The following is a 23,039-nucleotide window of genomic DNA, read 5'->3' as shown; positions in this document are numbered from 1 at the left end:
GGCGGCGAGCCGATCTGATCCTCCGGCTGCGCGCTGCTGCCCCGCGCGTGTTCGCCCGTGGCGCCCGACCGCGGCGAGCGATTCACGCTATAAGAACGGAAATGGCAACTCCTGTCCGAGAGGCCGACGGTACGGCGCAGCCCGGCGAGCGGCTCTCCCCGGGGGCTCGCGTCTTCATCGCGATGAGCGGCGGCGTCGACTCCGCGGTCGCCGCGGCGCGCCTCTGCGACGCAGGCTACGAGGTCGTCGGCGTGACGCTGCACCTCTGGGACTACCCCGACGACGGCAGCGTCAAGAGCCGCTGCTGCGCGCCCGAGGATCAGCACGACGCCCGCCGGGTCGCCGACCACCTCGGGATCCCGCACTACACCTTCGACCGCCGCGCCCTGTTCCGCGAGCACGTCGTCGATCCGTTCGTCGACGCCTACCTCGCGGGCGAGACGCCGAGCCCGTGCGTGGCCTGCAACCGCTCGGTCAAGCTCCGGGAGCTGTTCCCGCTGGCGGAGCGGCTGGGCGTCGCGTGGGTGGCGACGGGCCATTACGCGCGGGTCGTCGTGGAGGAGGGCGGCGCCCGGCTCTACCGCGGCCGCGATCGACACAAGGATCAGAGCTATTTCCTGCACATGCTCCGGTCGGACGAGCTGTCGCGGCTCCTCTTCCCGCTCGGCGACTCGACAAAGGAGGAGGTGCGCGCCGAGGCGATCGCCCGCGGGCTCCCGGGCGCCGAGAAGGGCGAGAGCCAGGAGCTCTGCTTCATCCCCTCCGGCCGCTACGCGCCCTTCGTGGCCGAGCGCGCGGCGGACAGGCTCCGGCCCGGCCCCATCGTCGATCGGGACGGCCGCGTGGTCGGGTCGCATGGCGGGGTGCACGGGTTCACGGTGGGCCAGCGCAAGGGCATCGGCGTCTCGCTCGGGCGCCCCGCGTTCGTCGTGGGCCTCGACGCGGGGTCCGGCGCGGTGCAGCTCGGCGACGAGGGCGACCTCTACGCCGCGGGCGCCGAGATCACCGACGCCGTGTGGTGCGACGATGCGGTCTTCCCCCTGGAGGCCGAGGTGCGGGTCCGCGCGCGGCACGAGGGGGCGCCCGGCGTCATCGAGCGGCGGCGCGACCCTGCGACGGGCGCGGAGAGCTTCGTGGCGCGGTTCGCCAGCCCGGTGCGCGCCGTCTCTCCCGGTCAGATGGCCGTCGTTTACCGGGGCGACCGCGTCCTCGGCGGCGGCCGCATCCAGGCCGCCCTTCGCGCGGGGGCGGCGTCGTGACGGCTCGCCTGCTCGTGCCCCTTGCCTGCGCGCTCTCGCTGGGGTGCTCGCTCGGGCAGGGGGACGGCGAGGTCTACAGCTCGCGGCTGCGGGCGGCGGGCTGCTGGGACGACAGCTACGACATGCGCCCCGACTTCTTCGCCGCGGTCCCCTACCGCTCCACGCTGCTGATCCGGGTGCAGCGGGGCAGCGATCTCCAGGAGGTCTCGGACGGCCTCGCGGTCCTGATCGATGACGTCGCCCTCATCCGCGGGGACGAGCAGGTGAACAAGCTCGACGTCGACCTGAGCGTCGGGCTCCCGCCCGGCGTCGAGCTGCCGGGCTCGCCTCCGCCGACGCCGAAGCCGGAGGGGCTCGCCCCGCTCGTTCACATGGCGCTGTACCTCCAGAGGTCGTGCCACAACCAGAACATCGTGCTCTACGCCGTCGATGGGACCATCAAGTTCCACGCGCTGTTCAGCGGCGATCCCAACGAGACGGCCGCGGTCGACAAGTACACGGACGCGACGTTCGACATCTGGGTCGGTGATCCTCGCGACGCCGGGCTCGGCCATCCAGCGGACGCCATCCCGCAGGAGCTCCTCTCGCGGGTCACCGGGAGTTTCCGGTTCTACTTCGAGCGAGGTCAACCTGGGCAACCGTTCCCCTGAGCCCGTCGCCACTCCGTCCTGGGCCTCTGGTGGTGTCCTACCTGTCGGGACAGCAACCTTCAGCACCCAGGTGGATTGAAGCTGACCATCTGCCAGGTCTCCCGGCCGAGACGACATGGCAAAGCGCCGCGAACTCGCGGTAAAGTAGTGACCGCTCATGCCCCAACCCCCGCCGCGACCCGCATCACGAATGGGCGGACCTCACAGCCCCGGGTCGACCCATTCATCGCCAGAAGCGCGCGCGAAGGAGCCCGAGAAGCAGCAGGGGACCTACTTCCTGGGTCGTTACCGCGTGGTCGACGAGATCGGGGTGGGCGGAATGGCGAGCGTTCACCTGGCCCGCATGGATGGTCCGGGCGGCTTCCAGAAATGGGTCGCGATCAAGCGGATCCATCCTCATCTGGTCGAGGACGATCAGTTCGTCGACATGTTCCTGGACGAGGCGCGCATCGCGGCTGGCATCAACCACGCCAATGTCGCGCAGGTCTTCGACCTCGGGAAGGACGACAACACCTACTGGATCGCCATGGAATACCTCCACGGCGAGCCGCTCCGGGAGGTGATGCGCCGCGCAGAGGAGCGCCGGCTGCGCCTCTCGCCTGAGCTCGCTGCGCGCATCTGCTCCGATGCAGCAGAGGGGCTCCACGCCGCCCACGAGCTGCGTGGAAAGAACGGCCAGCTGCTCGGCCTTGTGCACCGCGACGTGACGCCGCACAACCTGTTCCTCACCTACGACGGCTACACCAAGGTCGTGGATTTCGGGATCGCCAAGGTCGCCGATCGGCTGTCGTCCACCCGTGCGGGAACGCTGAAAGGCAAGTTGGCGTACATGTCTCCCGAGCAGGTGCGGGGCATTGAGGTCGATCGCACGACCGATGTGTTCGCGCTCGGGGTCGTCCTCTGGGAGCTCACGACGAACCAGCGCCTCTTCCGGATGGACACGGATCTCGACACCCTCGAGAAGGTGCAGGCCTGCGTGGTCCCGCCGCCGTCCACGATCGTGCCCGACTACCCCATCGAGCTGGAGAGCGTCGTCATGAAGGCGCTCGCCAAGCACAGGCAGGATCGCTTCCAGACGGCGCGCGAATTTTCACGGGCCTTGCAAAATTTCCTGATGAGGAGCGGGATCTTCGTCGGCTCCGAGGAGGTCGCGCACTTCGTGCAGCAGGTGTTTGTCGACCGCATCCAGAAGCGCGAGGCGCACCTCGCGTGGGCGGCGGAGGTGACGTCCACGATCAACGTCGAGCAGGTGCGCGGGCGAAGCTCGACCACGGCCACGGACAGCGTCGGGCTTCGCGGCCGCGACCGGGAGCCTGAGCCGCACGAGCGTCTCACGCCGCCGCAGGTCTCGCAGAACGCCGCGCCGGCGAGCGGGATCGCGCCGGTCGGGCGCACGCCGCAGCGGGACGCGGCCGGCCGGCAGATGGTGGCCACGTCGCTGATGGACGACGACGAGGATGTCCCGACGACGGTCGCGACGCGCGAGCACGCCGAGCCGGTGCGGCCGCTCCCGTACGGCGAGCGCCCGATGCTGCGCCCGGCGGCCGGCATGGTCCCGGAGCGGACACCAGCGCCGCCTTCGCAGCGCGGCGTCCGGTCCGCTCTTCCCACCGTGCGTCCCGGCGCGCCGCCCGGGTCCGCGAGCCCACCGCGGGCGCCCGGCGGCCACCCCATGGCTCCGCCTCCGCCGATCCCGGCGAATCCAACTCTTCCGCTCGACCTCGACACGGACGATCGGATTACCCTCCCCAAGGGGAACCTCCTGGACAGCGATCTGGACGATTCGCTCGCGTCCACGCTCGCGCTCCCGCTGAAGGCTCCGCTCCAGATCCCGGCTCAGGTCCCCCATGGCCCGAGCGATGCTCTGCGTTACCGGCAGGTGAGCAGGACCCCTGCCTTCGACGCGTCGCCGCAGGGGCAAGCTGCCGTCCCGTACGCGCTGCCGTTCAACGGCCAGGGCTATGCTCAGGCTCCTCCGCCTCTCGCCGGCTCGCCCGCACCGGCGTTTCCGCCTCCGGTATCGACGACCTCGGGGCAGGCCCAGCTGTTCGCGCCCACCGCGCCGGCGCAGCCTCCCCAGTCGCAGATCGAGACAGCGCTCTCCCTGCCGCGCCCCGATCCGGCGGCCATCTGGGCCGCCACGCAGGACGCGGTGTCCAAGGGAAATGGCAGGAACACGCTCGTGCTCGTCGCCGTCATCGCCCTCACCGCGCTGTGCGTCATCGGCATCGGCGCGCTGATCTACATCAAGACGATGACCGTGCAGCCCTCGCCCTCCAGGGGCGTCGATGCGGCGCCGCCCGCCTCGACCGGCGCGACCACCACCGGCCAGCCGCGTTCCGGTGCGTTCGTGGGGTCCGCGGGGGGCGGGCGCGAGCGCGCGCTCACGCTCGTCGGCGAAGCTTCTCTCGTCCACCGCGACCCGACGGGCCTGCGGCGCGTTACGATGAAGGGATGAAGGCTGTTCAGCGCCGCTCGAGCGGTGGCAGGGCGCGGCCCCTCGCCGGCGAGCGAGCTCAGCTGCGCATCGATGCGCTGGCCGCAGGCGGCGCGGGGGTCGGTCGGCTCGCGGGCGAGGTCGTCTTCGTCCCCGCGACGGCGCCGGGGGACCTCGTGGAGGTCGAGCTCGATCGGAGCGCGCGCCCGGCGAGGGGCAGGCTGCTCCGCGTGGTCGAGCCGAGCGCCGACCGCATCGCTCCGCCCTGCCGCTTCGCGGACGCCTGCGGCGGCTGCGACTGGATGCACGTCCGCGTCGAGGCGCAGCAGGCCGCGCACGAGCAGATCCTCCGGCAAGCGATCGCGCGGGCGACCTCGCTCACCGACGCCGATCTGCCGCCGATCCGTGTGCATCCCGCGCCTCAGCCGCTCGGCTATCGATCGCGCGCGCGGCTGTTCGCGCGCGCGGAGCGCGGCGAGGTGCGCGTGGGCTACCGCGCGCCGAGGACGCACGCCGTCGTGGCGATCGACCGCTGCCTGGTGCTGGTCGACGCGATCGCGCCGCTCGCCGGCGAGCTGCCCGGCGTCCTCCGCGGGGCCGAGGGGGAGGGCGATGTCCTCATCTCGCAGGGCGCATCGGGCCGCCCGGTGGTCGAGATCCTGTGGCGCGGCCAGCTCCCGCCGGCCGTGTGGCAGCTGCTCGACGAGCGCACGGCCCGCGGCGCGTGGGCCGGCGCCCGCGTCACGCTGGACGGCGCGCGCGAGGCCGCGTCGTTCGGTGATCCGCGGCCGGCGATCCTGGGCGCCGACGGCCTGCCGTTGCTCCTCGCGCCGGGCGGCTTCGGGCAGCCGTCCGAGGAGGGCGGCGCCGTGCTCGCCCGCCGCGCCGCCGAGCTCGCTCACCTCGACTCGACCCGGCCGCCGCACGTCCTGGAGCTGTTCGCCGGGAGCGGGACGCTCTCGGCGCTCCTCGCGCGCGGCGCGCCGCGACCTTCTCCGGTCGCCGAGCCTGCCGACGCCGCCGCCCCGGGAGCTCCGGCGCTCGCGTCGTTCACGGCGGTGGAGCTCTCGCCCGACGCGGTCGCTTGCCTGCGCCAGAACCTCGCCGCCCGCGGCCTCGCTGGCAGGGCGATCGAGGCGGACGCCGATCAGGTCCCGATCCCGGCGCGCTCCGACGTCGTGGTGCTGGATCCTCCGCGCGGCGGGGCGCCCGGCGCGGCGCGCGCGATCGCGGCCTCGGGCGCGCGCGTGGTCGTCTACGTCTCGTGCGACCCGGCCACCCTGGCGCGCGACCTCGGCGTCATCCTCCGCGGCGGCTTCGAGATCACGGACATCGAGGCGGTCGAACTCTTCCCTCAGACGAGCCACATCGAATCGATCGTCCGCCTCACCCGCGCCCGCCGGTCGGCTCGCTGAGCTGCGTGGTCCCACGGGGCAGCTCGCCGCGCTGCGCGGTCCCACGGGGCAGCTCGCCGCGCTGCAGACAGCGCCGCCGAGCCCGGACCGCGGGCTGCGGAGCGGCCGCATGGCGCCTCCGCCCAGCGGCTTGCGCTACGCTGCGGGGATGATTCACCACCTCGACGAGCGCCTCCGCGACGAGGCGCGGCGCTATCGTCTCGTGTTCGCCTGCCCCGATTGCGCCTCGTTCGATCCGGCGGAGACCGAGCGCGACGAGGGCGTCGCCGTGCTTTCCGAGCGCGCGCCGCGCTGCTCGCTCGGTTACCCGGTCGCGCCGCACGTGAGTCCGTCGCTCGACGATCGCGACGCGATCATCTTCTGCAAGGCGTTCGAGCTGCGATGAGCCCGTCCCCCGGACCTCCCCCGCCGCCCAGGCGGGGCCGGTCGCACCCCCCGTCGCTGATCCGCCTCGCCGAGCGGCTGATCCGGGACGAGCGGCTGCTCGCTCGCGGCGACGTGGTCCTGTGCGCCTGCTCTGGAGGCCCCGACTCGACGGCGCTGCTGCACGTCCTGGCGCTGCTCCGGCGGCGGATCGGCCACGTGGTCGTCGCGCACGGCGTCGACCACGGCCTGCGCGCGGCGGCCGCGACCGAGCTCGCGATCGCGCGCGACCTGGCCGAGCGGCTCGGCGTCCCCTATGCCAGCACCCGTGTGGACGTGGCGCCCGGCGCGAATCTCCAGGCCAGGGCGCGTTCCGCCCGGTTCGCCGCGCTCGCGGCTGCCTCGGCGGCGCACGGCGCCCGCGCGATCGCGACTGGCCATACCGCGGACGACCGGGCCGAGACGGTGCTGTTGCGCCTGCTGCGGGGCGCGGGGCCGCGAGGCCTGGCCGTGCTGCCGCCGCGCGCTCCGCTCTGGCCTGAGGCCGCCGGCGCGGCGCGCAGCGGTGTGGAGGCGGGCTCGGCAGCCGGCGTCGAGCTCATCCGCCCGCTGCTCCTCGCCCGCCGCGCCGACGTGCTGGCCCACCTCAGCCGACATCATCTGGCCTTCGCGGAGGATCCCAGCAACGGCGACCCCCGTTTCACCCGTGTTCGCGTTCGTCGCGAGCTCCTCCCCCTCCTCGAGGACCTGTCGCCGGCGATCGTCGAGCACCTCTGCGCGCTCTCGGACATGCTCGTTGCCGGCCGAGATCCGCCTTCCGGCGGAGAGGCGGCCGTCCTCAGCGGCAGCGAGCCGCTCTCGGTGCCGCTCGGCCGGGCGCAGCGGCTCGCGATCGAGCGGGCTCGCAAGCTCGGGCGGCCGCTGCGCGTCCGGGTTCGCGGCGGTGGAGAGATCTCCCTGGGCTTTCCAGAGGAGTCCAGCGTGCTTATCGAGGACAAGTCTGTACGTCGCGGGGCCTGACCGCATGCAACCCCACCCGCGTCCCCTGTCGAGTTCCCTTTTTCGCCGTGTCAGCGCGGGGAAGACCCGCGGTCGAGCGGTCGACGACCGAGCTGACGGGTGGCATGCTGACTGGAACACGCGTACAATTTCGGTACACGCCGGCTCGCCGCGCGAGCTTAGAGGGTCCTCGTGAAGCAATCGCACAAGACGCTGCTGCTCTGGGTTCTGCTGATCATGATGTTCTTGGCGATCTGGCAGTTCTTGAGCCCGGATTCCCGGCCCGCCACGCAGGTCGCGTTCAGCGAGTTCATGGCCCAGGTCCAGGTCGAGCCCAAGGACCAGGAACCGCACGTCGAGTCGGTCACCATCAAGGACCGCGAGTACACCTTCTGGGTCAAGGATCCGAAGAGCGGGGCGAAGACGAAGAAGGTCACGATCGGCCCTGACAACGCCGACCAGATCACGAAGACGATCGTCGACAACAAGGTCGCGGTGTACTTCGAGAAGGAGGACGCCTCTCCGTTCTGGCCGGGGGCCATCATGTACCTCCTGCCGACGATCTTCCTGCTCGTGATGTTCTACCTGTTCATGCGCCAGCTCCAGGCCGGCGGCGGCAAGGCGATGAGCTTCGGCAAGTCGCGCGCGCGGCTGCTCAGCGAGGCGCAGAACAAGGTGACGTTCGCCGACGTCGCGGGCATCGACGAGGCGAAGGACGAGCTCGAGGAGATCATCGCGTTCCTCAAGGACCCGAAGAAGTTCCAGAAGCTCGGCGGCCGGATCCCGAAGGGCGTCCTGATGATGGGCCCCCCCGGGACGGGCAAGACGCTCCTCGCGCGCGCGATCGCCGGCGAGGCGGGGGTGCCGTTCTTCTCGATCTCCGGCTCGGATTTCGTCGAGATGTTCGTCGGCGTCGGCGCGAGCCGGGTGCGCGACCTGTTCGAGCAGGGCAAGAAGCACGCGCCGTGCATCATCTTCATCGATGAGATCGACGCGGTCGGCCGCCACCGCGGCGCGGGCCTCGGCGGCGGTCACGACGAGCGCGAGCAGACGCTGAACCAGCTGCTCGTCGAGATGGACGGCTTCGAGTCGAACGAGGGCGTGATCATCGTCGCCGCGACGAACCGCCCCGACGTCCTCGACCCTGCGATCCTGCGGCCTGGCCGCTTCGATCGGCGCATCGTCGTGAACCGCCCCGACGTGCGTGGCCGCGAGGGCATCCTCCGCGTCCACACGAAGAAGGTCCCGCTCGGCACGGACGTCGACATGGAGATCCTGGCGCGCGGGACGCCCGGCTTCGTCGGCGCCGACATCGAGAACCTGGTCAACGAGGCGGCCCTCCTCGCGGCGCGTCAGGACAAGGACGTCGTCACGATGGTCGACTTCGAGATGGCCAAGGACAAGGTGATGATGGGCGCCGAGCGCCGCAGCATGGTCATCAGCGACGAGGAGAAGCGGACCACGGCCTACCACGAGGCCGGTCACGCGCTGGTCGCGAAGCTCCTGGAGAAGTTCTCGGATCCGGTCCACAAGGTGACGATCATCCCGCGCGGCCCGGCGCTCGGCCTCACGCAGCAGCTGCCGAAGGAGGACCGGCTCAGCATGTCGCGGGACTTCGCCAAGGCGCGGCTCTCGGTGCTGATGGGCGGCCGCGTCGCGGAGGAGATCATCTTCGGCCAGTTCACGACCGGCGCGGGCAACGACATCAAGCAGGCGTCGAACCTCTCGCGGCGCATGGTGACCGAGTTCGGTATGAGCGACGTCATCGGGCCGATCTCGTACGGCTCGGACGAGGAGAGCGTGTTCCTCGGGCGCGATTTCACGAGCCGGCGCCGCGACTACTCGGAGACGATCGCCAACCAGATCGACGACGAGGTGCGGCGGTTCATCCTCGACGCCCACGCCGAGGCGCGGCAGCTCCTCACCGACAACCGCGAGATCCTCGAGCGGCTCGCCACGGCGCTCCTCGAGCGCGAGACGCTGGACGCCGAGGAGGTCGACGCCATCGTCTCCGGCCGCGAGCTGCCGCAGCGCCAGCGCGTCGTGATCCCGAGCTACAGCGATCGCGATCGCGCCGCCAAGGAGAAGCGCCGCGCGGCCAGCATCTTCGGCACCCCGAAGCCTGCCCCGAGCACCTGATCGCGAAGCGCGCGGGGGCCGCGCCCGGCCAACAGGGCGAGCCCCCGCACCGCCGCGGCGCCACACGGTACGGCGCGGCCATCCGAGACGCCTCGAATCCCCCTCACCTCCGAACGGCGGCGCACGCGGCGCACTGACGCGCGCGACCCGGCGTCGCCCTGGCTCGTCTCAGGGGGCGCTCAGGGTTGTCTGCAAGAACGCCCACTGCTGCAGGTTTGCCGGGCGGCCGTCGTCGTGCGCGCGGTTCGCCTTCCCGACGATCGCCTGGGCGCCGTCGCCGAAGATGAACAGGCCGTAGCCGAGCGCGAAGCGCAGCGGCTCCCACGGCTGGAAGGCGAGCGAGACGTCGATCTCGTGGCCCAGCGTCCGGCTCTCGTTGTCAGCGGCGGCGCCGACCGGAAGGAGGCGCGCGGTCACCCACCTGCCCCCGGGCGAGGCGAGGCCGACGAACGTATAGCCGGCGGCGACGGTCATCGCGTCGAGGGGGGAGGCGCGGACGCCTCCGCCCGCCTCGATCACGTTGGACCACGCGTAGAGCCCCATGGGGCCGTGGTTGTCCTGCGCGTCGGGCAGGATCGGATCGAAGCGGCGCTGCGTCTCGCCCTCCTCGAGCGCGCCGTCGTCGCCCGTCGCGTAGGCGCCGCGGGCGCTGAAGGTGAGGTGGGCGGGGAGGGAGGTCTCGAGCGCCGCCCGCGCAGCGGCCGCGAACGCGCCGAGCGGGCGGTCGGCCGTGAAGGTGGCGACGCGGCCGAGCTCGTAGGCCCCCTCGAGCGCATAGCGGAAGCCCCGACGTTCGCCGGAGACGCGCGCGTCGAGGACCACGGTATCTCCGGGCGTGAGCCAGCTCGGCCGAGGCTCGCGGGCGATACGCGCGAGCGCCGTGGCCTCGAGGTGGAGCAGGGGAGCGACGCGCCAGATCGCGTTCAGGCCATAGAGCTGCGTCCCCGTCCCGGCGGAGATGGGCTTGCGCGTCCCGGACACCTCGGGCGGAGCACCGCCAGGCGCCGCGAGGAGCACGGCCATCGCCTCGAGGTCGACGTTGCCGAGCTGCACCCCTGCGCGCACGCCATCGAGCGAGCGCGCAGTGAGCGTCTCGTCGTTCGCCCCGATCAGGCGACCGTCGCCCCACGCGATCCGTTGCCGGCCCAGCCGGACGAAGGCGCGGCGTCCCGAGCGCGTGTGCAGGTCGACGTAAGCCTCGTAGGGCGCCGTCTCCGGGAGGGACGGCTCGCCCGCCCCGACGAAGATCGCGTCGTCGCTCCCCCAGAGCCGCGTGTCCTGCAGCGTGAAGACGCCCGTGACGGGCCCGTGATCGACGGCCAGACCGAGGCGCGCGCGCTGGACGAAGAACCACTGGGTCTTGACCACGTTGCCGGTGTCGAGGAGCGGCGGCAGCGCGCCCCCGAAGCCCTCGGCGAGCACAGCGTTCGAGCTGTAGACGTCGCCGCCCGTGTCCACGGGGTACCGGCGGAACTCGCCGCGGAGCCGGAGCTCCACCGACGGGCGGAACGTGAACCCGCCGAGGGGCACGCCCTCCGACTGCGGCGGCGCCTGAGCCGCCGCAGTCCGGGGCGCGAGCGCGATCGCCAGGAGCGCCGATCCCAGAGCGATGGAGGCGAACGGCAGGGATCGGATCATCAGCGAGGAGGGCCGGAGCGCGGGGTCGTCGAACGGCAGATGCGCGGCCCGGCGCGCGGCGTTCAGGCGGGCCGCGCTCCTGGATCGCTCGCGGAGGATAGGCGTCCCGACGCTCGTCGGACAAGTGGGGAAGCAGCGCCGCTCCCGTCCGGCGGTGCCGGCGTCGGGCAAGGCGAGCCGCCGCGCCGGCGGCGTCAGGGATCGAAATCGTCCTCGCCGTGCGGCGGCTTCGGCGGCTTCGGCGCGGCCCCTGCGCCGCTCCCGCGCTGCGGCGGCGCCTTGACGCTGCCGGCAGGCTGCCTCGACAGGGGTCGCCTCGCCGCGCCTCGCCGCGCCGGAGCGCCGCCCGCATCGACCGCGAGCACCAGATCGAGCGCGAGCTTCGACGCCCTGCCGGCGTGCCGCTCGGCGGACGCGCCCGCCTCGGCGAGCACGCGCTCGGCCGCCGCGAGCTCGCGCTTCACATCGCGGCGCTGCGGATCGCCCGCCATGGCCTCGGCCGACTCGGCTGCCAGGGACGCCCGCTTCTTCTCGAGCTCCACGGCGCGCCTCGACAGCTCGTCGAGCTGCTTCGCCGCCGCGAGGGAGCTCTTCAAGGACGCCTCGAACGCCTCGATGACGCCCCTGTCGTCCGCGTCGGGCGAGCGCCCGCCCCGGGCGTTCACGAGCCGCGCTTCTGGCACGAGCTCGACGTGGAGCCGCACGCCCGACGCGCGGAGCTCCGCGGCGCGCGCGCGCGCCGCGTCGAGCATCGCATCGCCGGCCGACCTCCGGTCGAGCCCCAGCGCGCGCGCGAGCTCGGCCTGCGCCGCGTCCGCGAGCTCCTCGGCCTTCAGCGACTCCTCGCGGAGCGCGCGCGTGGCCTCGAAGAACTCGTCGTAGGGCTGCTTGCCCGTGCGCAGGGCCCGACCCTGCTCGATCTGCGACGTCTGCGCGGCGCACGCGGCGATCATTGGCGCGTGCGCCGCGACGAGCAGCAGCGCCAGCGCCGCCGCCCGGAGCCGGCTCGCGCCGTCCGAGGCCCTCGTCATCCACATTGGAGGATGACCCCCCAGAGCTCGTAGCTCGCGGCGGGCTTCGAGAGGAACACCACGCCCACGTAGCCCGAGCGCGGCGAGACGCCGAGCACGCCCTGGCCGAAGTTCCCGGCGGGGGGGGAGAGCGCGATCGGATCCCCGATCGGGGAGAAATTGGGCGCCAAGGTCTGCGCGCGCATGGCGCGGCTCCCTGGAGGGCCTTCGGTCCACACGAGGAGCCAGCGGCCATCGCTGAGCCCCGCGATGTCCGGCGCGAACGCGTCGCCGCCGGGGCCGCCGGAAGGGAGCGGGATCACCTGGGTCGACGCGGGGATATCGCCCGACGCGGCTTGCCCGGCGCGGATCTCCCATCGCCCGTCCATCGGCCGATCGGCGAAGACGACGGCGAGCGCGCGCTCGTTCCAGCCGAGCGACGGCTTGCCGAGCGCGCCTCCGGAGCCTGTCACGCGGGTGAGCTCGCCGGCGGGTCTGCGCTCGGCGTCGAGCCAGCCTGTCCACACGGCCTTCTCGCGGCGGAATGCGACGGCGTAACCGTGGGCCCCGGCCGCGAGGGCGCGCGGCGCCTCGAGCGGCTCGTCGCCTTGCACCGGCCAGAGCCGGGAAGGCGTGGCGCCGGGGTTGTCGGCCGCCACCACGGCGCCGTCCGCCAGACCGACGACGAAGGGCCGTGGCCCCGGGACGTTGACCGGGGAGCGGATGGCCTGCTGCGCTGACGTGAGGACGGTGAAGGCGTCCTCGACGGGCGAGATGCTCACGATGTCGGCGGCCTCTCGGTTCGAGAACCGCTCGCTCCGCTTCCCGGTCGCGGGATCGACCTCGAGGCCGACGGCCTCCATGGCGCTCTTGGCGTAGCCCACCAGGAGCTTGCCGTCCTTCGTCGCCGTGACCTCGAAGGGGATGCTCTTCGCAACGAGCGGCGCCCACTGCTGCGGCTGGCGTGCCACCCAGCAGGGCTTCAGCGGGACGGGGATCGCCGAGCGCGCGACGTCCTGCGCGGCGCCGAGCGCGGGGCGCGCCGTGGCGACCGGCGGCCGCCGTGGGGTTGCGACGGAGTGGCGCCCCGCGAAGAAGGCGGCGACGCTCATGAGCACCGCTGCCCCGCAGATGCCGATGAGCGACGAGACCGGCACGGGCACCGCCGTGGAGAAGCGCTTGCCATCGCCCCGCGCCAGCGTGCTCGACGAGCCCGCGAGGGGCGGCTGAGCGCGTCGCGCCGCGAGCGCGCGCGGATCGAGCGCGGGCGCGCCGCCGCTCGATCCCGCGACGGAGCTGCGATCGGAGCGCTGGCCCGGCGAAAGCGGCGCGTCGGCGGCTGCCGGACCGCGCTGCGAGCTCTGTAGCCCGGGCAAGCCTGGCCACGAGCGCGCGGCCGGGCTCCCCTGCGGCGAGCCTGCGCCGACGCCGGCCGAAGGGATCGTCGCGTACTCGCGGCGCCCCATCGACGTATCGTCGGGCAGGGGGGAGCGCTTCGTTTCGCCGGGCACGGGCGCAGCGGAGTGCTCCTTGGCCTCGCGGTGCGGTCCCGTCGTGGTGGAGGGCTCGGGGGCCTCGCTGCCGGCGTGGCTCGCCGAGGGATCCCGACCGTCGTCGACCGACGTGCTCTCGGCGCTGCGGGGCAGGAGACCGTTGCCGGACATCGCAGGGCTCGCAAGGCTTGCAAGGCGAGGTCCACGGGTCTCGAGCGCCGCGGTGGCGGCGGCGCTCGAGACGGGCGCTGCATCGGCCGGGGGGATCGGGGCAGCCGGGGGCAACGGGAGCGCTACCGCCGGCTGCAAGGGCAGCGGCGGCGGTGCCATCGGCGTCGCGTGGAGAGCCTCCGCGGGAGGGCGCGGCGGTGGCGCGGGGAGCGAGCCGAGGCGCACGAGGGCCTTCGCGCCTGCCGCCGCCCGAGCCGGCGCATCGGGCGCCTGCGCGCCCGAAGGCCTCCTCGCCGGAACCGCGGGGAACCGGACCGGCACGGGGGGCGGCGGCACGGTGCGTCCCGCCGCGGGCCGCTTCGTGCCCCGGCTGGAGCTCGACGGCGCGGGCGGCGTTGCCGAGAGAGGCCTGACGGCGCCCGGATCCGCGCCGCTGCGCCCATCGTTCTGCGGCGCAGCGCCGGCGGGCGCCGCGTCGCGGCCGACAGGGAGTGGCGGGGGCCGGGGCGGTCTCGCTGCGCGCGGCGACGAGCCCGCGGCCCTCGGCGCTGCGCCCGGCCTGCTGGGCGCTGCCGCGCCCGGCGCGCGCTTCGGCGCCGCGGGCTCGTCGCCGTCCCTCGTCGCGCCGGCGCCGCCCGCGGCCACGTCTGCGTCGCCGGCCGGATGCTGACCGGACGACGTGTCCTCGTGCTCCTCCGACGCCGAGGGGAGCTTCGGCGCGCGCGGGATAGCGGGCGCTCCCTCGTCGCCTGTCGAGGAGCCGTCGTAGCGGGGCAGCTGCGTGATCGCGCGGGCGACCCCCGCGTCGAACGTTCCGCCCGCCGATGGCACGACGATCGGAGCGCTCTGTCCGCTGGCTGGCGCGCTCGCCGGAACATCGATCCCCGTGAGCGTCCTCATGGACTCGCGCTTCCGCGGCGGCGGGGGCGGCGGCTGCGGGCGCGCTGTGCCACGGCTCGGGTGCGCCGTCGGTCTCCGCTCGTTCGCGGACCTGTCCGGGGGCGCTGGGCCGGTGCGCTGGCCGGGGTGGGCGGGCGCCGGGTCCAGCTCCTCGACGAGCTCGAGCTCCAGCGTCGCGCTGCTGTCGCGAGCCGACTCCCCGGCGGGCGGCTCCTCGGGCGCAGCGGCGCCCGCCTCCGGCTTGCGCCGGAGCTGCGCGGCGTCGGCGAGCTCCGGCAGCCTGGAAGCCGGCGCCCACGCCTCCATACCCTGGCGCCACACGAGCGTGGAGCCCGGGATGACCCCGGCGGCCAGCGCGCTGCGCAGCTCGGCGGTGCTCACGAGCCGCTGGACGCCGCGCTCATCCGTCCATCGCCACGCGCTCAACGGCGGCCCCTCCTCCCCCTGCGAGAGCGCCTGAATTTCAGGACGTGATCCACGACTCCGCGATCGTACCGCGCGTTCTTTGCGAAGAGATCTTCTTTCGTCCGCTCGCGCAACCGCGCGCCCGCTCCTGACGACGATAGGGCTGCCAGCCCATGAGCCCCTTCCACGCCATCGTCGCCGCTGTCCGCTTCCTGGCCGCCGCCGCTGCGCGTGCGCTCAGCCCGCCGTCCTGCGCTGGCTGTGACACGCTCATCGCAGATGCTGCGGTGTTTTGCGCTGACTGCGCGCGGACCGTCGTGCCCTACGCGGAGCGCCCGCCGCGAGAGGCGGCGGGCTCCAGCGCCGCCGCGGGCGCCGAGCTCGTCGCGTTCGCCCCGTTTGGCGGGTCGCTCGCGGAGGGGATCCGGCGCTTCAAGTACGGAGATCGCCCGGATCTCGCGCGCCCGCTCGGCCGGTTGCTGCTCGGCGCGGCGCGTGAGGCGGGGATGAGCGTCGACCTTGTGGTCCCGGTGCCGCTGCATCCGCGCCGTCTCGCCGATAGGGGGTACAACCAGGCGGCCTTGCTGGCCGCGCACGTCGCTGGCGGACTTCCGGCGTCGCTGGCCCCGCGGGCCCTCTGCCGTGTCCGGTCCACCGCGCAGCAGGCGCAGCTCCCGCGCGATCTCCGCCTGCAGAACGTGGTGGGGGCATTCCGGGTCCGCGCGCCGGAGCGCGTCCAGCGCCGGAGGGTCGCGCTCGTGGATGACGTGGCCACGACCGGCGCCACGCTCGCGGCGTGCCGGGAGGCGCTCCTCGGCGCGGGGGCTGCTTCGGTCACCTATCTCGTCCTCGCCACCGCCGAGAGCGGCGCGGACGAGCTCAGAAGCTCGCCTCCGTCAGCGCCCCGCATTTGATGCGGACGCTCCTGCCCTCGGTGAGCCATCGCGTGCCGTCGCGCGTCGGTTCCCCGATCCGCACGAAGCGGCGCCCGCAGCGCACCTCGATGGGCTGATTGCTGGGCCCCACCGCCACGCCCAGCACGTACACGGTCGCGTTCTGGGAGGAGTTGAGCTTGAGGATGCCGTAGCCGCTGCGTGGGATCGGCGGAGTGCGCGCTCCGGCCTCGACGGCTGGCTGCTGTGGAGGCGCCGGCGGCTCGGCGCCCGGCGGTGCAGGAGGCGCCGGCGGCTCGGCGCTCGGCGGTGCAGGAGGCGCCGGCGGCTCGGCGCTCGGCGGTGGTGGTGCGGCCTGCGCTGCAGCTTCGGTCGTGCTCGCGGGGGGCGGGGCTGCCAGCTGCTCGGGAGCGTCCGTTCGCTTCGATGCTGCAGCGATGGCGCGCGCGGGCCCGTCGCCCGCCGCCTTCGCCGGCAGAGCCTCTCGGCTGCGCGTCTCCAGCCCGGGCAGGCTCGTCTCGACCGCGTAAATCCCCAGCGCAAACACGACCGCTGCCGTCGTGAGCGCAACTCCGATGGTGCCGAGCGGCGAGATCGGCTTCGACGGATGGTCCCCAGCCGACCGAGGTTGGGGAGCGTCCCCAGCGTCCCCAGCCGAACCAGGTTGGGGAGAGAGCGGCTTCGACGGATGGTCCCCAGCCGAACCAGGTTGGGGCATGTCCCCAGCCGACCGAGGTTGGGGCGCGTCCCCATCTGACCCAGGTTGAGGCACGTCCCCAGGTTGAGGCACGTCCCCAGGCGATTCAGGCTGGGACGCCTTCTCGGCCGAATCAGGTTGGGGCGCGTCCGTCGAGAACATCGACCGCCAGTCTAGCCGCATCGTCTGCTGTCGAACCGAACTCTCCCGCTCGGCGGCACACCAGACGGCGCACAGGAGCGTTTCCTTCGGAGCCGCTCCGGAAAGCAAGCACGGACGCTGTTTGTGTGCTGGAATACATTCGTGTACGTCGTCGCACATCCACTGACGTGGATTCGCAGAGGGATGCCGCGCGGTCGTCGTGCGCTGGCCGCCGGGGTGCTCGACACCCTCGGGCTCCTGGATCGCTTCCTGTGGCTGCGCGCGAAGCTCCGGCTGCCCGTGCTCTCCGTGTTCACCTACCACCGCATCGCGGAGCTCTCGGAGGTGGACGAGCTCGATCCGGGGGTCGCCGAGGTGAGCGCGCGCGAGTTCGAGGAGCAGCTCGCGGTCATCAAGGCGCACTGCACGGTGGTGTCGATCCGGGACGTGCGGCTCTTCGCCAAGGGCCGGAAGCTCCCGCCGAACCCCGTCATGGTCGCGTTCGATGACGGCTACCGCGACAACCACGACGTCGCCTTGCCCCTCCTCCAGCGCGCCGGCGTCGCGGCCACGTTCTTCATCGCCACCGGGTACCCTGACAGGGGGCGCCTCTTCTGGTGGGACCGCGTCGCGCTCCTCATGCACCGGTGCCGGAGAGCGCGCGTCGAGATCGCCTACCCCGCGACGCTCGTGCTCGATCCGCTCCGCGACCCGATCGCCGCGGCGACGCGCGTCTGCCAGACCATCAAGCGCACGTCCGGCGTCGACATCGGGCGCCTGTGGGACGAGATCGAGCGCGCCACGGGGGTGTCGATCGATCTCTGCGAGGAGCGCGCGCTCGCGGCCAGGACGATCATGGACTGGAACCAGATCGCGGCGCTGCGGCGGGCGGGCATGGACGTGCAGTCGCACTCCCACAGCCACCGGGTCCTTCAGACCCTGTCGCCCGACGAGGCCACGCGCGACCTCACGCGCTCCCGCCACGTCCTCTCCGACGCGCTGAACGAGGCGGTGCACGCGGTCGCGTACCCCGTCGGATACAGCCTGTGCGGCGCGTTCCATCGCGCCGTGAAGGAGGCCGGCTTCGAGATCGGCTTCACCAACAACTCCGGCCTTTGCATGCTCTCGTCCTTCGACCCCCTGAACTTCCCGCGCATCGCCATGGATCGCGGGCAGATCGGCGCCCTCTTCAAGCTCAAGCTGCTCATCGGCCAGCGGCCCGGCTCTCGGGCCGGCCGCTGATCGAGCAAAGCCCGCCGCGCCGCTCCGCCGCCGCGCCGCTCCGCCGCGCTCCCCGCGTCCGCCGCCGCGCTCCCCGAGCGCCCCCGCTCGCTCGCGGCCGCGTCGACCGGCGCGCGCGTGGCCTGAGCTGTGCACGTGCACCGTCGCTGGGCCGGTTCTGCACGCGCATGGCCTCGGTGGCCTGGAAAGCTGCTTCGCAGCCTGTCCGACGAAGGAGGCTCTCGTGAAAGGCACAATCCGTGGTCGCAGCTCCCGCGCCGCCTTCTCCATGCTCGGCGCGGCCTCGCTGATCTCCGTAGCCCTCGCCTCGGGATGCGGTGGCTCGCCGCCGCCCGCGGCTTCCGCGAAGGCGCCCGCGCGGCCCGCGCCCGAGGCGCGCGACGGGCGGGGGGAGCGGAAGGCGACCGTCGAGCAGCGCGAGCAGCGCGAGGCCCAGCGCGCGTGGTGCGTCTACCTCGAGGAGCTCTACGAGCGGGCCACCGAGCAGGCGAAGGGCTGGCCGAAGTTCGAGCAATGCACCCAGATGACGACGATGGCCTCGCCGGCGATGCTCCGCGCCACCTCGGAGTGCTCGCTGGCAGCGCTGCGGCGGTTCGAGGGCGATCCCTTCACCGCCGCCTACGCGCAGGAGGTGAGCCGCTGCGGCTCCGAGGCGATGACGGCCACCACGCTCCCGCGCTCCGATCTCGCCCCGTTCATGGCCGTCCTCTGCGGCCGGCTCGCGGGGTGCGGAGACCTCGACTACGACACGTGCCGGCAGAGCCTGGAGGAGGGGCTCGGCCCGCAGCTCGAGCGGGCGATCGGCGCGATGAACAGCCGCGGCCGCCAGGAGGTCCGCGCCTGCTTCGGCAAGCTCGCGTGCGGCGGCGAGTTCGGCCCGCAGATCTCCGCGTGCCTCGAGCCCATCATGGACGACCTGCTCTGGCTGCCGGGGTGAGCGCCGGGCGCCGCGCTCGGGGCGGCAGCGCCGCGCGGCGGGGCGATCAGCCGGAGTCGCCCGGCAGGCGGCAGCGCGCGATCAGCGGGACGTGATCGGAGAGCCCGGCGAACGCCCCCTTGTGCCCGAACGGGTGCGTGCCCGCGAAGTCGATCCACTCGAGGCGCTCGGACGAGTACACGTGGTCGAGGTGCATGCGCAGGTTCATGAAGCCGGCCGTCGGGAAGGCGCGCGCCTCGCGCTCGGAGAGGCAGCGGACCCTGGCGAACGCGTCCACGAAGCCGATCTCCTCGCGCAGGAAGCGATCGACCGGCGAGCCCGGCAGCGAGTTGAAGTCGCCGACCACGACGAAGTTGTCGGTCCGCTGCTCGCGGCGGACGAAGTCGGCGAGCACCCGCGCCTCCTCGAGCTGGTTCGGTCCGAACCCCATCCGCGCCTCGCCCGTCCAGAACTCCCTCGAGAACACGCTCGGCAGGCTGAGGTGGGTGTTGAACACATCGAAGCTCTGCCCGCTCTCGTGCTCGAACGATACGTGCGCGCAGATGCGCGTCTGCTTCAGGCTCTTGACCCTCCGCCGGTGGGTGATGTCGTGGGGGCGCTCTGCGTTGTGGTGTCCGATGCGGAACGTGTCGCGCGCGATCACCGCGAGCCCGGTCGTGTAGATGTTCGTCCGCGAGGTGAGCCTGTAGATGTGCGCGGGGAAGTAGTAGGCGACGTAGCGCTCGGGCCGCTCTGCATGCGCGAGCGCCGCGTGCAGCTCGTTCATCAGGCGCTCGAGCTGCGTCTCCTCCGGGTGCCACCGCGGGTTCATCGTCGAGGAGCGCAGCGACTGCGTCTCCACCTCCTGGAGGCACACGAGATCGGGCAACGGGGACAGCCCCGCCAGCGTCGTCGCGATCCGGGCGATCGCGGCGCTTGTCGAGGCGATGCCCCGCGTGCCGTGCCCGAAATAGCGGACGTTATAGGTGATGATCCTGAGCGACGTGCCGCCGTCCACCGGCGCCTCGGCGCCGCGACGAGCGCCGTGCACCGCCGCGCTCGCGGAGCGGCCGTCCGGCGCCGAGTCCACGGGGATTGTGCCGTTCGAACCAGGTGGGAGGCGCCGCTCGGTCATGTATCCTCTCGCCCATGGGCAAGAACATCATCGTTTCCGAGGATACCATTCGTGACCTGCTGGAAGCGCATGCCTCCCTCTCCGCCTGGTACTATGAGCTTTGGTCGGCGCTGCGGGTCGCGAAGGCCTCGGCGACCGCCCCCGATGATGCGGCCCGTGCAGCGTTTGTCGAGCGGATGGCCGCGAGCTTCCCCGAGGTCGCGTCGATCGCCCGTTCCATCCGGGTGCCGAGGATGTTCGTCCCACCTCCGCCCGCCGTGAGCATACCCCCTGTCGCGACAGGGGAGGGCGAGGGGACGGACGAGGCCCCAACGGCGATCGAGCCCGCGCCCGCCCGGCTCCGCGAGCTCCATGGCCAACCACCCAAGAGCCAGCCGGGCTCGGGAGACACCGATGAGCCCGCTCCGGCGCCTTCGCAGCCCGCCATCGCTCCTCCACCGCTGGTCGTCCCGTCGACGGTGAAATACGACACCTGAGGTCGCTGAGGTCGCTGACATCGCTGAGGTCGCTGACATCGCTGACGTCGAGATTCCCTCGGCCTGACTCGCGCGCTCGACCACGGCGCACCTCGCGCGTCCAGCCACATCGAGCCCGTCAGCGGGCCGAGCCGCCGAGGGGCTTGCGCCGCGCAAGGAGCTGCTCGGCCTCGGCGGCCCCTGTGCTGTCGAACGCCGGGTTCAGCTCGAGCGCAGCCCGCACGAGCTGCTCGCCTCGCTCCATGTCGCCCAGGGCGATCCGGATCGCCCCCGCGTGGTAGAGCAGGCGCGCGTCCCTGGTGCCGAGCGCCAGCGCTCTGTCGCTCGCCGCGCGCGCTTCGGGCAGCTTGCCGGCGCGGTACAGCGCCCAGGCGAGGGTGTCCTCGGTGTAGACGTCCCCGCGGAGGGCGCGCTCCGCGGCGGCGAGCCGCAGGGCCTCGTCGCGCTCGAGACCCTTTGTCGCGTAGTACAGCGCGAGCATCCGGCGGTCCGACCTGCGCCCCGCGTCGATCGCGCTGGCGTAGGCCTGCGCCGCGCCGGCGTGGTCGCCGGCTGCCGTCCTGGCGTCGCCGAGCAGCCACGCGATCTCCGCCTCCGGGCTCCGCCGATGGGCCCGCTCGAGCAGCTCGACGGCGCGCCCAAAGGCGCCGCGGGCCAGCGCGACGCGCGCTCTGCCGGCGAGCGCCGGTGGATACGCGTCCTGCGCGGCGAGCGCCCGCTCGAAGCCCCGGTCCGCGGCCTCGTGGTCGCCCTCGTGCCAGAACATCGCGGCCGCCTTCGCCAGGGTCCACGCGAGCGCCTCGGGCTCGCGTGGATCGCCGGCGTCGATCGCGAGGCGCATGATCCGCTTCGCGCTCGCCACGTCGCCCTGGAGCCAGCGAAGGTGCGCGGCCCGCGCGTAGGACGGCAGGCCGGGCCGCTTGTCGACCATCCGCTGCGCCGCCGCGGCCGCCGCTTCGAAATGGCCGAGCTCGAGCGCCGCGTCGCTGAGCGTCCCGAGCGCGAGCGCGTCGCCCTCGTCGCGCGAGAGCACCCGCTCGGCGGCGTCGCGCGCCCCGGCGAACCGGCGATCGTGGAGCAGCACGAGGCCGAGCAGGTTGAGCGACGCGCGATCGCCGTCCGCCAGCGCGAGCGCGACCTCCGCGCACGCGTGAGCGCGGAGGTAGAGCGAAGGATCGTCCGACGCGCGCGCCTTCCTGATCCACGCGTAGCCCAGCGCGCTCCAGAGATCCGCGCCCCCCGGCGCCTTCGTGAGCCGCCGCGACAGCGCCTCGATCTCGCGATCGACGGCGCCCGCGCCCGCCGGGGCCGCGAGGGCGAGCCCGCGCGCCGCGTCGAGGCTCGAGGGCGCCGGCGCCGCGGCGGGGCGCTCGAGCGACGCCGGCGCGGCCGGGACGGCCTCGGCGCGCGATCGCTCGGTGCAACCGGGGCTTCCGCTCAGGGCAGCGCAGGCGAAGAGGAGACCCGTTCGTCGCAGCATCGGAGCGCTGACCTCCTGGCGCGCTGGAGCTCCGCCCGGGGCGAGCCGCGCCTCTCGCCGGGGCGTCGCGACCTCGATCCGGTCGCGAAAGAGCTTGCCTTGCCGGTCTGCGCCGGCAAGCTCGCCGCTCCAGCGCATCGCTCGATCGACCAGCAGCGCGCGGCGCGGAGGAGATCGCATTGCCTGTCTCGACGGATGGCGACCGCCTGCGACGGCGCTGCGCCGCGGCGCTGCTCCTGCAGCTCGTCGCCGCCTGCGCGCGCGCGCAGCGCAGCGCGCCGGACGCGGGTGCGACAGCCGCGCCCTCGCCGGACGCCGGCTCCTCGACGACGTCGCCGGCCGACACCCTGGCCGGCGACGAGATCGCCCCCGTCTACCCGAAGGCCGAGGGCGCGCCGGAGCCGCTCGCGGCGCGGCTGTGCGAGGCGCTGCACGCGCTCCCCGCGCGGCGCAAGGCGGCGTGCTGCGGTGGCGGCGCGGGCTTCCACGCGGGCGCGGAGTGCTCGCGCGCGCTGAGCTTCGCGGCGCGCGCGAAGGCGGTGGCGCTTTCGGCCGACGCGGTCGGCCGCTGCGTCGAGGCGATGGAGCGATCGCTCGAGGGGTGCGACTGGGTCTCTCCGCTCGCCGCCCCGATCCCACCTGCTTGCGAGGGGATCGTGCGGGGGGCGCTCGGCGAGGGGGCGCGGTGCCGGTCGTCGCTCGAGTGCGCGGACGGGCTGCGCTGCGACGGCGCCGGGCCCACCGACGCGGGCATCTGCCGCGCCCCGCGCGCCGCGGGCCCCTGCGGCCTCTCCGTCGACGCGCTGGCCGCGGTCACCCGCCAGACGCGCTACGCCGAGTCGCACCCCGAGTGCCGCGGCCACTGCGCCGGGCGCGCGTGCGCGGACGACGTCCCGCCCGGCGGCCGCTGCGAGGCGCACGCCGACTGCGGGCGGGGCCGCCGCTGCGTCGACGCGCGCTGCAGCGCGGCGCCGCTCCCTCCCGCCGGCGCCGCCTGCCTCGGCGGGCTCTGCGCGCCCGGCGCGCGCTGCGTGGACGGGCGCTGCGCCGCGCCCAGGGCCGAGGGCGCGGCCTGCGCGCGCGACAGCGAGTGCCGCGCCGCGTGCGTTCGACCGGACGGGCGCGCGGGCGGCGCAGGCGGCGTGTGCGGGATGCGATGCGCAGCGCCGTGACAGGCGAG

The 23,039-nt window shown here is 73.6% G+C and carries 18 protein-coding genes; 12 read left to right on the top strand and 6 right to left on the bottom strand.

Annotation, left to right across the window (positions count from 1 at the left end; translation table 11 throughout):
* Positions 1 to 101: 101 nt before the first annotated feature.
* From mnmA to ftsH, 7 genes are all read left to right on the top strand, one after another.
* The gene (mnmA, locus tag WMF17_RS37065; protein WP_437598099.1) at positions 102 to 1,259 is read left to right on the top strand and encodes a tRNA 2-thiouridine(34) synthase MnmA; all 1,158 of its coding nucleotides are present in this window, start codon (positions 102 to 104) and stop codon (positions 1,257 to 1,259) included.
* On the top strand, positions 1,256 to 1,909 hold the full coding sequence (locus tag WMF17_RS37060) for a hypothetical protein (RefSeq protein WP_437598098.1): 654 nt from the start codon (positions 1,256 to 1,258) through the stop codon (positions 1,907 to 1,909). Before mnmA ends, WMF17_RS37060 begins: the two co-directional genes overlap by 4 nt.
* 190 nt (positions 1,910 to 2,099) lie before the next feature.
* Positions 2,100 to 4,367, top strand: a complete 2,268-nt coding sequence (locus WMF17_RS37055) for a protein kinase domain-containing protein (RefSeq protein WP_437645747.1) — start codon at positions 2,100 to 2,102, stop codon at positions 4,365 to 4,367.
* A complete protein-coding gene (locus WMF17_RS37050) occupies positions 4,364 to 5,761 on the top strand; it encodes a class I SAM-dependent RNA methyltransferase (RefSeq protein ID WP_437645745.1) in 1,398 nt (465 codons plus the stop codon). Before WMF17_RS37055 ends, WMF17_RS37050 begins: the two co-directional genes overlap by 4 nt.
* A gap of 109 nt (positions 5,762 to 5,870) precedes the next feature.
* Complete coding sequence (locus WMF17_RS37045) at positions 5,871 to 6,146, top strand: hypothetical protein (protein WP_437645743.1); 276 nt, start codon at positions 5,871 to 5,873, stop codon at positions 6,144 to 6,146.
* Positions 6,143 to 7,144, top strand: coding sequence for a tRNA lysidine(34) synthetase TilS (gene tilS / locus WMF17_RS37040; RefSeq protein ID WP_437645741.1), 1,002 nt, complete (start codon positions 6,143 to 6,145; stop codon positions 7,142 to 7,144). The genes WMF17_RS37045 and tilS overlap by 4 nt, the downstream gene beginning before the upstream one ends.
* Before the next feature lie 171 nt (positions 7,145 to 7,315).
* Positions 7,316 to 9,262 carry an ATP-dependent zinc metalloprotease FtsH gene (gene ftsH / locus WMF17_RS37035; RefSeq protein ID WP_437598093.1) on the top strand — a complete coding sequence of 649 codons (1,947 nt, stop codon included), beginning with the start codon at positions 7,316 to 7,318 and terminating at the stop codon, positions 9,260 to 9,262.
* A gap of 168 nt (positions 9,263 to 9,430) precedes the next feature.
* Here the strand turns inward: ftsH and WMF17_RS37030 are convergent, their stop codons facing one another.
* The 3 genes from WMF17_RS37030 to WMF17_RS37020 all read right to left on the bottom strand — a co-directional run bounded on the left by WMF17_RS37030 (position 9,431) and on the right by WMF17_RS37020 (position 14,900).
* On the bottom strand, positions 9,431 to 10,900 hold the full coding sequence (locus tag WMF17_RS37030; RefSeq protein WP_437645739.1) for an alginate export family protein: 1,470 nt from the start codon (positions 10,898 to 10,900) through the stop codon (positions 9,431 to 9,433).
* 194 nt (positions 10,901 to 11,094) lie between these two features.
* Positions 11,095 to 11,931, bottom strand: coding sequence for a hypothetical protein (locus WMF17_RS37025; protein WP_437645737.1), 837 nt, complete (start codon positions 11,929 to 11,931; stop codon positions 11,095 to 11,097).
* Positions 11,928 to 14,900 carry a GYF domain-containing protein gene (locus WMF17_RS37020; protein WP_437645735.1) on the bottom strand — a complete coding sequence of 991 codons (2,973 nt, stop codon included), beginning with the start codon at positions 14,898 to 14,900 and terminating at the stop codon, positions 11,928 to 11,930. Before WMF17_RS37020 ends, WMF17_RS37025 begins: the two co-directional genes overlap by 4 nt.
* A 152-nt stretch (positions 14,901 to 15,052) precedes the next feature.
* Between WMF17_RS37020 and WMF17_RS37015 the strand changes: the two genes are divergently transcribed.
* On the top strand, positions 15,053 to 15,793 hold the full coding sequence (locus WMF17_RS37015; RefSeq protein ID WP_437645733.1) for a ComF family protein: 741 nt from the start codon (positions 15,053 to 15,055) through the stop codon (positions 15,791 to 15,793).
* On the opposite strand, the gene WMF17_RS37010 is transcribed toward WMF17_RS37015, so the two are convergent.
* Positions 15,759 to 16,319, bottom strand: a complete 561-nt coding sequence (locus WMF17_RS37010; protein WP_437645731.1) for a hypothetical protein — start codon at positions 16,317 to 16,319, stop codon at positions 15,759 to 15,761. The genes WMF17_RS37015 and WMF17_RS37010 overlap by 35 nt on opposite strands.
* Before the next feature lie 495 nt (positions 16,320 to 16,814).
* On the opposite strand from WMF17_RS37010, the gene WMF17_RS37005 reads away from it, so the two are divergent.
* Together WMF17_RS37005 and WMF17_RS37000 are read left to right on the top strand one after the other, a co-directional pair.
* Positions 16,815 to 17,852: a polysaccharide deacetylase family protein gene (locus WMF17_RS37005; RefSeq protein WP_437598087.1), complete on the top strand. Its 1,038-nt coding sequence runs from the start codon at positions 16,815 to 16,817 to the stop codon at positions 17,850 to 17,852.
* Positions 17,853 to 18,075: 223 nt separating this feature from the next.
* Entirely contained in the window at positions 18,076 to 18,789 is a 714-nt protein-coding gene (locus WMF17_RS37000; RefSeq protein WP_437598086.1) for a hypothetical protein, read from the top strand.
* Positions 18,790 to 18,835: 46 nt separating this feature from the next.
* Here WMF17_RS37000 and WMF17_RS36995 read toward each other — a convergent pair whose 3' ends face one another.
* Positions 18,836 to 19,903, bottom strand: coding sequence for an endonuclease/exonuclease/phosphatase family protein (locus WMF17_RS36995; protein WP_437598085.1), 1,068 nt, complete (start codon positions 19,901 to 19,903; stop codon positions 18,836 to 18,838).
* Between the two features lie 14 nt (positions 19,904 to 19,917).
* Here WMF17_RS36995 and WMF17_RS36990 point away from each other — a divergent pair, with 14 nt between their 5' ends.
* Complete coding sequence (locus WMF17_RS36990) at positions 19,918 to 20,379, top strand: hypothetical protein (RefSeq protein WP_437598084.1); 462 nt, start codon at positions 19,918 to 19,920, stop codon at positions 20,377 to 20,379.
* 118 nt (positions 20,380 to 20,497) lie between these two features.
* Here the strand turns inward: WMF17_RS36990 and WMF17_RS36985 are convergent, their stop codons facing one another.
* Positions 20,498 to 22,039, bottom strand: coding sequence for a tetratricopeptide repeat protein (locus WMF17_RS36985; RefSeq protein WP_437598083.1), 1,542 nt, complete (start codon positions 22,037 to 22,039; stop codon positions 20,498 to 20,500).
* Here WMF17_RS36985 and WMF17_RS36980 point away from each other — a divergent pair.
* Entirely contained in the window at positions 22,039 to 23,031 is a 993-nt protein-coding gene (locus WMF17_RS36980; protein WP_437598082.1) for a hypothetical protein, read from the top strand. The genes WMF17_RS36985 and WMF17_RS36980 overlap by 1 nt on opposite strands.
* Positions 23,032 to 23,039 lie beyond the last annotated feature (8 nt).

The organism is Sorangium sp. So ce362 (assembly GCF_051519845.1).
Taxonomy (GTDB): Bacteria; Myxococcota_A; Polyangia; order Polyangiales; family Polyangiaceae; genus Sorangium.
Note: the sequence above shows the minus strand (reverse complement) of the source record. Positions and strands in the feature narration are given on the sequence as shown.